The sequence below is a fragment of the Haloplanus sp. genome (assembly GCF_028275055.1).
Classification (GTDB): Archaea; Halobacteriota; Halobacteria; order Halobacteriales; family Haloferacaceae; genus Haloplanus.
This window is the reverse complement of sequence record NZ_JAQCNJ010000096.1, coordinates 1-7354: the sequence shown is the minus strand read 5'-3', so window position 1 is coordinate 7354 and position 7354 is coordinate 1. Positions and strand designations below refer to the sequence as shown.

Sequence of the window (7354 nt, the reverse complement as noted above, 5' to 3'; positions counted from 1 at the left end):
GTGGGCCAACACGGATTTGAACCGCGGACCTCCCGGTTATCAGCCGAGCGCTCAACCTGACTGAGCTATTGGCCCAGGTGAGCGCATTCAGTTTTTGCGTGGTGGTTCGTTTAAGCGTTTCCGTTCGCGCTCTACTCGTCGTCGACGCGATAGGAGCCACGGTCCATGTCGTACACGTCCTCATCGTCACCATCCGGGAACCCGGCCGTGTAGACGCCACCGGTGACGAAGCCCCCGCTCTTTCGTTCCACGTACGGCCGCAGAATGAGTCGCTCGATGACGGCCCGGATCGGCGCCCGCGTCAGCGGGACGCCGAGCAGGAAGCCGATACTGTCGGTCACGAGGCCGGGCGTGAGCAGAAACGCGCCGGCGGCGATGAGCAGGCCGCCGTCCAGCAACTCTTTTGTCGGCACCTCGCCGGTCACGAGCCGTCGCTGGAGGCTGTTGATCGTGTGTCGGCCCTCGGCTCTGACCAGCAGCATACCGATCAGCCCGGTGAGAACGACCAGCGCGACGGTCACGGGTGCGCCGACGGCGTCGGCGACGACGACGAGCAACAGGGCGTCGGCCAGCGGGATGAGCAACAGGAGCGCGAACACCCAGCGCAGGCGCATACCGCTCACTTTCGGCGGCCCACTGATAGCCCTTTTGACGCACGGCTCGGATGACGAAGGCCTTAGGCCCGCCCGTCCCGTCGTGTCGGTATGACCGAGGGGACGCGCGTCGAGTGGCGGTCGTGGGGCGACGAGGCGTTCGCCGAGGCCCGCGACCGGGGGTCGCCCGTGTTGCTCGCCCTGACGGCGACGTGGTGTGGGGAGTGCCACGAGATGGACGCCCGGACGTACGCCGAGCCACGGATTGCGGCCAACCTGAACGACGGATTCGTGCCCGTCCGCGTCGATGTCGACCGCCATCCACGGGTCCGTGAACGGTACAACGTCGGCGGCTTCCCGTCGACGGTGTTCTGTACGCCCGACGGCGACCGCATTGCCGGCGCGGGATTTCTCGGACCCGACGGCATGCGACAGGTGATCGATCGGGTGCGCGAGCGCTGGGACGAGAGCGGGTTCGACGCCGGCCGGGTCCCCCGCTCGCTCGCCGGCGACCCGTCCCCGTCGGGACCGGTGACCGACCGCATCGAGGACCATCTCGCCGGCCGACTCGACGAGGCGTTCGACGCCGCGAACGGTGGCTGGGGCGACGCACCCAAATTTCCCCTGCCCCGCACTATCGAGTTCGCGCTCAAACGCGACCCTCAGAAGGCCCGCCAGACGCTCGATGCCGTTGCCCGCGGTCTCTTCGACGAGAAACGGGGTGGCTTCTACCGCTACGCGCGTGGCCGCGACTGGAGCGACCCCGACCGTGCGACACTTCTCGCGGACAACGCGGCGCTGGTGCGGGCGTTCGCCCACGCCTACTGTTACACCGGCGAGGAGACCTACCGCGACAAAGCCGAGCGAACCGTCGACTACCTGATCGACGCGCTCTGGAACGGGTCGGCGTTCGGCGGGAGTCAGGGTCCCGCTGACGACGGCGACCCCCGAACCGACCTGACCGCCTACGCGGATTCGAACGCTCTCGTCGTCGATGCACTGCTTGTTCTCTCGTCGTACACCGACGCTGAGCGCCCGCGCGAGTACGCCCGGCGGACGCTCTCGACGCTTCGTTCGTCGTTTGTCGACGACGGTGTTGTCCGCCACCACGCGGACGCCGACGCCCCGACGCTCCTGTTGGCCGATGCGGCCCGGACCGTCGCTGCCGGCGTCCGTGCGGCACAGGTACTCGGCGACGACGACGCCCTCCGGACGGCCCGATCGGTCGCCGACCGAACCATCGACACGTTGTTTTCCGACGGCTCCTTCCACGACGGGCCGACCGAGGGGTCGGGACTGCTCGACCGTCCTCTCCGACCGCTCGATGCCAACGTCGAGATGTCCGACGCGCTCATCGACCTGTCGATCCTGACCGGCGACGATGGCTACCGCGACGTCGCGAGCGAGGCGGTCGGCGCCTTTGCCGGGGCGTGGGACCGGTTCGGCGTCCAGGTCGCCGGCTACGGCTCCGTCGCCGCGCGCCTGTGTCGCGATCCGCTGGTGATCTCCGTGGCGACCGGTCCCGGGAGCGACCTCCACCGTGCCGCCCTCCGCGTCGCCGATCACGAGAAGGTCGTCCGACTCGCCGCGGAGAACACCGACCGGGGGACCGCCGTTGTTCGCGTTGGCGGGCGTTCCCGGACCGCCACGACGCCGTCCGATCTGGCCGATGCCGTCGCCGACCTCGCCGGGTAAACGGGCGATTCGTTTTTGTCTCTCCGCCGTCAGCCCCACGTATGGCGTCGCTCCGCGATCTCGGGTTATCGGAGTACGAGTCGCAGGCATATCGAACGCTTCTCAATCACGGCTCGACAACGGCAAAGGAGTTGTCGAGTACGAGTGGTGTCCCGATGGGCCGGATCTACGACGTGCTCAACGGGTTGGAAAGCGGCGGCCTCGTCCGGAGTCAGGCAGCCAGTCGCCCCAAAAAGTACGTCGCGGTCGAACCCGAGGCCGCACTGGACCGCTTGGTCGACGCGCGCAAACGCGAACTCGACCAACAGGCCGAGCGCTACGAGGCCGTCGCCGCCGACCTGGTCGGTGATCTCGACGCCGCCAACACCGTCAACGAGCAGTTCTGGACGGCCGCCGTCGGTCCGGAGGAGACGGTCGATCTGTTGCTCGAACGCCTTTCGGCCGCCGACGACCGCATCCGCCACGTCGCCGGACTGCCCTCCGAACAGGTCGATCTCGGCGTGGTCGGCGAGCGCGCGCTAGATGCGTTCGAAGCGGCGCTAGATCGAGGGGTCAGTGTCTCCGTTCTCATCGACCCGGCGCTCCCCGACACCGTCTCCGACGATCTCAACAAAGCCTACGAGGATCGTCTCTCCGACCGGCCGGGCTACGAGGCGCGCGTGTCGACCGCCATTGACGGCACGTTCACCCTCGTCGACGACGTGGAGGTGTGTATCGAGGTGCCGAACCCGCTCGATCCCGGCGAGACGTTCGCTATGATCGATTTCAAGGACGCGGCGTTCGCCGACGACGCGCGGGACGTGTTCGACAAACAGTGGACGAATTCGACGCCGCTCGACCACCACACCGACGCCTGAGATTACCTGCCGAGGCCGACTTCGCTCCGAAGCGCTTTCAACGAGAGTTCACGCTCCGCGTGGGCGTTGTGCTGGTGGATCGACTCGTCGTTCGACTGTTTCATGTGGATCACCGTGTCGTCGTCGAGGTGGCCGAACTCCTCGACGACGGACTCCGCGAGCGACCGCACACAGTCCTCGACGAACTTCGCGTTGGCGTGGGCGTGGTAGGTCATGTGGTCCTCGTCTGGCCGTTTCGCCAGGTTGTAGATTCGGGCGCTCATCGCGTCCCGGGCCACGTCGATCACATCCCGGAGGTCCACGTCCGGCGACCCGTCGCTCGTGATCGTGAGCGTCGCGTGACCACGCTGAGAGTGGCCGGGCTGGGGCACCTTATCGAGAAACGCCTCGGTGATCTCGTCGTCGACACCCAATCCCGCGAGCGTCTCGCGGGCCCGCGACTCCGACATCCCTTGTGAGCAGGGACAGACGGTCATCCCAGTGACGCGTGCGCCGATCTCCTCGCGGGTCCCGTTCTCCGTGGCGACGGCCCCGGCGATGATCGTCGCGGTGTTTTGGGTGCCGAGCCCCGACGCCGGCGTCTCCTCGCGGGTGACGTAGTCGGCCTCCATACGAACCTCCGCGGTGGAGGTGTAGTCGTGTTTTTCGAGAAGGCGCTCGGCGACGTCGCCACACACCTCCTCGACACGGTATGACGGCTCCGAGACGGCCGCCTCCAACGTCTCGTCGATCACCTGCATATTCCGGCTCATATCGATCCCCTTTCGACCGCTGGGGAGGTCGACGAACACTTCAAACTCCGCCATCAGAACGATCGGGCACTGGCCGTTGCGGTCGAGTTTCACGAGTTTCTCGACCCCGGTCACGCCGACCTGACTGAGCCCGACCGTCACGTCGGGTTGGCTTGCCTGTACGTCAGGCAACTGGTGACTCATCGCCTATCAGGAGGGTCCGACTGCGATTATGGCTTTCGATCCCTCAGGGCCAGTCGTCTCGTGTCTCGGTCTCGAAGGGATCCTCCTCGCTCGGTTCGCCGAGATCCCACCCTGCGAATTCGGCCGCCTCCTCGACCGACAGATACTCCCAGTCGGCGTTCTCGGCGGCGCTGCGGTCCTCCGTCGTCGTCCCGACGAAGACGTGTCGGTCGGTGTCGAACTGGTCGTACACGTTTTCGAGGCTCTCGTCGACGCCACGTGGTCCCGAGAAGAAGTCCTGCCGGATACGCCGCTTGCGGGTGAAGTTGGTGACGACGTACGTCGGCTGATCGCTGAGGACACCCACGTACTCGGTCCACTTGCGGGCGTCGTCGAACACCGCGTTCGGATCCGCGAGTCGCTTGAGCGCCTCGAGTTCGAACGCGAGCGTCATTGTACCGCCGCTGTCCATGGAACGGCTACCGTTGGCGTGGTCAAAACGGCTTCGGTCCGCCCGTCGACACGGTTACCTGACCCGGTAGTAGTCGGTGAACACGATCACATCGCCCTCTTCGAGGTCCGAGAGGTTCGACGGGTCCCGCGGCGACGCGCCTTCGACGACGTGGAGCAAATACTCCTGTGCCGCGCCGTCAAGTTCGTCGAAATCGCGGACGCGGGCATTCTCGGGCACCGCCTCCGTTCTGTTCACGTCGAACCCTGCGTCGGCAGCCCGTGACATGTGGTAACAATGAACATTAAGAATAATAAAGGTTCCGTCGGTCACGACAAACCGGGGATCCATCTCGGCGGTTGGCGAGAACCCGCACCGACCGCTCGTCGTGTCCGCTGTCGTCGTATCGTCGCGCCGCTCCGGACAGAACCGGTTCGCTCATAACGACACGGAACCGGCCCGTCCACAACCGAAACTCCATCCGACCCGGCGCACCGAACGCCCGTCGACCTGCCTCCGCCCCGACCGCCGCTTTGCGTTCACCCATTATCAAGGGTTCCGACGAACCGGTGTGTGCCGTGGGGCGTCGTCCCGCCGCCCACGTGCTGGCGGCCCGGATCCACCGATGACCCGGATGCGGTTTACCGGCTTTCCTTGTAGACGTTCACCAGTTCCTGCATCGACGCCTTTGCGTCCCCGAAGAACATGCTCGTGTTATCCTGTGCGAACAACGGATTGGGGATGCCGGAGAACCCGGGGCTGAGACTTCGCTTGTTGACGATCACGGAGCGGGCCTCGCCGACGTTCAGAACCGGCATGCCAGCGATGGGACTGGAGTCGTCGGTGTTCGCCATCGGATTGACCACGTCGTTGGCTCCCGTGACGATCACCACGTCCGTCTGTGAGAACGTCGGGTTCACCTCCTCCAGTTCCCGCATCTTGTCGTACGGGACGTCGGCCTCGGCCAACAACGCGTTCATATGCCCCGGCATGCGCCCCGCGACCGGGTGGATACCGAACTCGACGTCGACGCCGTCTTCCTCGAGCAGTTCGACCAGTTCTGCGACGGCGTGTTGGGCCTGTGCGACCGCCATCCCGTACCCCGGGACGATGACGACGCGGTCGGCCACGTCCAACAGCATCTCGACTTCCTCGGCGGAGGTTTCGCTGATGTTGCCCTCGTAGATATCCGCCATATCCTCGGACTCCTCGTCGCTCCCGAGGCCGCCGAACAACACGTTGACCAGCGACCGGTTCATCGACTCGCACATGATGACCGTCAGGATCAGTCCCGACGCGCCGACCAGCGTCCCTGCGACGATGAGAACGGTGTTGTCGAGAACGAACCCCGTCGTCGCCGCGGCCAGACCCGAGTAGGAGTTCAGGAGTGCGATCACGACCGGCATGTCGGCTCCACCGATGGGAACCACCAGAAACACCCCGAGAACCGACGCCGCGACGACCAAGACCCAGTATGACGGCACTATTTCGGCCAGTCCCCCGCCGACGAGACCGGGCTGGACGACGAGTGTTCCCCCACCCGCGAGGGCGAGCAGGAGCGTCACGACCTTTATGCCGTGGCCGGCGTTGGTGCTCACCGGCGAGTCACCGACCAGTCCGTGGAGTTTGCCGGCGGCGACGAGGCTTCCCCAGAACGTCACCGATCCGATGAGACCGGCGATGGCCGCCGTCACGGTCACGCCGACGGGGAGACCACCCCCGCTCGCGGTGAGGTCGACCAGTTCCGCCCCCGCGACGAGCGCGGAGGCACCGCCCCCGAAGCCGTTGAACAGCCCGACCAACTGTGGCATCTCGGTCGTCTCGACTCTCACCGCCAGCCACGCGCCGATCCCGCCGCCGACGAGCAACGCGGCCGCAAGCACCAGCGGCGAGAGGATCTCGAACCAGAGCACCGTGACCGCAACCGCGACGAACATCCCCAGCGACGAAATCCCGTTCCCGCGCGTCGCCGTCCGCGGGTGGGTCATGTCGCGTAACCCCTGAATGAAGAGGATTCCTGCGATCAGGTACGCGAACTGTAACACCGCGTCCGGGAGGCCGCCGATCACACCCGCCATCTCATTTCCCCCGCTGGCTGAACTGGTCGAGCATGAAGTGACTCACGAGATACCCACCGACCACGTTGATCGTCGCCATCACGACGGCGGCAAAGCCAAGCGCCGTCGCGAGCAGTGTCGATCCCGATCCGGCGACGACGACCGACCCGAGCAGCGTGACTCCGGAGATGGCGTTGGCCCCCGACATCAGTGGCGTGTGGAGGTTCGTCGGAATCTTCGTGATGATCTCGTAGCCAACGAAGGCCGACAGAACGAACAACGTCAGGTTCTGGACGAGCGTCATCGGCGCTCACTCCTCATCGTCGGCCCCCGTCTCGGTCCCATCATCGCCTTCCTCGTGTGGTCGTCGGATCGTGCCATCGTGTGTGAGTAGTGTCGAGTCGATAATCTCGTCGCTCGTGTCGATACTCAGCGTGTCGTCCGTAAGTATGTGATCCAGAAAGTTATAGAGGTTGTTTGCGAACAGTTGGCTCGCCGTCCCCGGCACCGTCGCCGGGAGGTTCGTCGGACCGAGCACCGTCACGCCCTCGTAGGTAATCGTCTCGTCGGCCACCGTCGGGTCGCAGTTGCCGCCGTCGGCCGCCGCGAGGTCGATGATCACCGAGCCGTCGTCCATGTCGGCGATCATCTCGCCGCTGACGAGTTCCGGCGCCGGCGCGTTGGGAATGGACGCCGTCGTGATGACCACGTCCGACTCCGGAACGACCCGCCCCAGTTCCTTGCGTTGTTGTTCGTAGAACTCCTCGCCCATCTCGACGGCGTACCC

General features: G+C 65.8%; 8 protein-coding genes, 1 tRNA gene and 1 pseudogene. 2 read left to right on the top strand and 8 right to left on the bottom strand.

What is annotated here, in order from left to right; all coding sequences use genetic code 11:
- Position 1: 1 nt before the first annotated feature.
- Together Q0925_RS11490 and Q0925_RS11485 are read right to left on the bottom strand one after the other, a co-directional pair.
- A tRNA-Ile gene (locus Q0925_RS11490) sits at positions 2–75 on the bottom strand.
- Between the two features lie 56 nt (positions 76–131).
- Positions 132–614 (bottom strand): FxsA family protein, encoded by a 483-nt coding sequence (locus Q0925_RS11485; protein ID WP_299335633.1) that lies wholly within the window; start codon positions 612–614, stop codon positions 132–134.
- A 90-nt stretch (positions 615–704) separates the two neighbouring features.
- On the opposite strand from Q0925_RS11485, the gene Q0925_RS11480 reads away from it, so the two are divergent.
- Positions 705–2288, top strand: a complete 1584-nt coding sequence (locus tag Q0925_RS11480; protein WP_299335631.1) for a DUF255 domain-containing protein — start codon at positions 705–707, stop codon at positions 2286–2288.
- 41 nt (positions 2289–2329) lie between these two features.
- A complete protein-coding gene (locus Q0925_RS11475; protein ID WP_299335629.1) occupies positions 2330–3145 on the top strand; it encodes a TrmB family transcriptional regulator in 816 nt (271 codons plus the stop codon).
- A 2-nt stretch (positions 3146–3147) separates the two neighbouring features.
- Here Q0925_RS11475 and mptA read toward each other — a convergent pair whose 3' ends face one another.
- From mptA to Q0925_RS11445, 6 genes and pseudogenes are all read right to left on the bottom strand, one after another.
- On the bottom strand, positions 3148–4080 hold the full coding sequence (gene mptA, locus Q0925_RS11470; RefSeq protein ID WP_299335627.1) for a GTP cyclohydrolase MptA: 933 nt from the start codon (positions 4078–4080) through the stop codon (positions 3148–3150).
- Between the two features lie 43 nt (positions 4081–4123).
- Positions 4124–4531, bottom strand: coding sequence for a DUF7124 domain-containing protein (locus Q0925_RS11465; RefSeq protein ID WP_299335625.1), 408 nt, complete (start codon positions 4529–4531; stop codon positions 4124–4126).
- A 54-nt stretch (positions 4532–4585) separates the two neighbouring features.
- Entirely contained in the window at positions 4586–4798 is a 213-nt protein-coding gene (locus tag Q0925_RS11460; protein WP_299335623.1) for a hypothetical protein, read from the bottom strand.
- 353 nt (positions 4799–5151) lie between these two features.
- Positions 5152–6588 (bottom strand): NAD(P)(+) transhydrogenase (Re/Si-specific) subunit beta, encoded by a 1437-nt coding sequence (locus tag Q0925_RS11455; protein WP_299335621.1) that lies wholly within the window; start codon positions 6586–6588, stop codon positions 5152–5154.
- A gap of 1 nt (position 6589) precedes the next feature.
- Positions 6590–6871: an NAD(P) transhydrogenase subunit alpha gene (locus Q0925_RS11450; RefSeq protein ID WP_299335619.1), complete on the bottom strand. Its 282-nt coding sequence runs from the start codon at positions 6869–6871 to the stop codon at positions 6590–6592.
- A 6-nt stretch (positions 6872–6877) separates the two neighbouring features.
- Positions 6878–7354 (bottom strand): annotated as a pseudogene (locus Q0925_RS11445) (NAD(P)(+) transhydrogenase (Re/Si-specific) subunit alpha); the annotation flags it as partial.

Excerpts from the sequence above, each read along its gene's own strand:
- Q0925_RS11450 (WP_299335619.1), bottom strand. The coding sequence starts at position 6,871 with ATGACGCTCGTCCAGAACCTGACGTTGTTCGTTCTGTCGGCCTTCGTT.
- Q0925_RS11465 (WP_299335625.1), bottom strand. The coding sequence starts at position 4,531 with ATGGACAGCGGCGGTACAATGACGCTCGCGTTCGAACTCGAGGCGCTC.
- Q0925_RS11485 (WP_299335633.1), bottom strand. The coding sequence starts at position 614 with ATGCGCCTGCGCTGGGTGTTCGCGCTCCTGTTGCTCATCCCGCTGGCC.
- Q0925_RS11455 (WP_299335621.1), bottom strand. The coding sequence starts at position 6,588 with ATGGCGGGTGTGATCGGCGGCCTCCCGGACGCGGTGTTACAGTTCGCG.
- Q0925_RS11480 (WP_299335631.1), top strand. The coding sequence starts at position 705 with ATGACCGAGGGGACGCGCGTCGAGTGGCGGTCGTGGGGCGACGAGGCG.
- Q0925_RS11475 (WP_299335629.1), top strand. The coding sequence starts at position 2,330 with ATGGCGTCGCTCCGCGATCTCGGGTTATCGGAGTACGAGTCGCAGGCA.
- Q0925_RS11460 (WP_299335623.1), bottom strand. The coding sequence starts at position 4,798 with ATGTCACGGGCTGCCGACGCAGGGTTCGACGTGAACAGAACGGAGGCG.
- mptA (WP_299335627.1), bottom strand. The coding sequence starts at position 4,080 with ATGAGTCACCAGTTGCCTGACGTACAGGCAAGCCAACCCGACGTGACG.